At 68.3% G+C, this 1,002-nt stretch carries 1 protein-coding gene; it reads right to left on the bottom strand.

The features are described from left to right. Positions 1 to 1,002 (bottom strand): ABC-F family ATP-binding cassette domain-containing protein (locus CEK65_RS20845; RefSeq protein WP_152182863.1); only part of this gene is annotated, 1,002 nt, incomplete at both ends.

The following is a 1,002-nucleotide window of genomic DNA, read 5'->3' as shown; positions in this document are numbered from 1 at the left end:
TCCAGGTCGAGGTGGTTGGTCGGTTCGTCGAGCAGCAGCACATTGGGCTGTTGCCAGGCGATCAGCGCCAGCGCCAGGCGCGCGCGCTCGCCACCGGAGAACCCGTCGACCGGCTCGAACGCACGGTCGCCGGGGAAATTCCACTTGCCGAGGAAATCGCGGAACGCCTGGTTGCTGGCGTCCTTGTCGATCTCGCGCATGTGGTCCATCGGCGACTGGCCTTCGTGCAGCGACTCCACCGTGTGCTGGGCGAAGTAGCCGATACGCAGGTCCGGATGCGCCATGCGCTCGCCGGCGATCGGCGGCAGTTCGCCGACCAGGGTCTTGACCAGGGTGGTCTTGCCGGCGCCGTTGGGGCCGAGCAGGCCGATGCGCTGACCGGCCTCCAGGCCGAAACCGACGTTGTGCAGGATCACCGCGTCGGCGCCGTAACCGGCCTCGGCGTGATTGAGGCGGATCAGCGAGAACGGCAGCTTGGCCGGCGGCGCCAGTTCGATGCGGAACTCGCGCTCGGCGCGTACCGCCTCGGTGCCGGCCAGCTTCTCCAGGCGCTTCATCCGGCTCTGCGCCTGCGCCGCCTTGGAGGCCTTGGCCTTGAAGCGGTCGATGAAGCTCTGCAGGTGGGCGCGCTCGGCCTGTTCCTTCTCGTGCGCGATCTGCTGCTGGCGCAACTGCTCGGCGCGCTGCCGCTCGAAATCGGTGTAGCCGCCGGTGTACAGCTTGGCGCCGCCGTTGTGCAGATGCAGGGTGTGGGTGGCGACGTTGTCGAGGAACTCGCGGTCGTGCGAGATCAGCAGCAGCGTGCCCGGGTATTTCAGCAGCCACTGCTCCAGCCAGTACACCGCGTCCAGGTCGAGGTGGTTGGTCGGTTCGTCGAGCAGCAGCAGGTCACTGGGCATCATCAGCGCGCGCGCCAGGTTCAGGCGCACGCGCCAGCCGCCGGAGAACGAGGACACAGCGCGGTGATGGGTCTCGGCCGGGAAGCCGAGGCCGTAGTGCGGA

Origin of the sequence: Xanthomonas sp. LMG 12459 (assembly GCF_009192905.1) — a bacterium.
GTDB classification, from domain to species: domain Bacteria; phylum Pseudomonadota; class Gammaproteobacteria; order Xanthomonadales; family Xanthomonadaceae; genus Xanthomonas_A; species Xanthomonas_A sontii.
The sequence above is the reverse complement of the archived record's forward strand: the minus strand, read 5'-3'. Positions and strand labels throughout refer to the sequence as shown.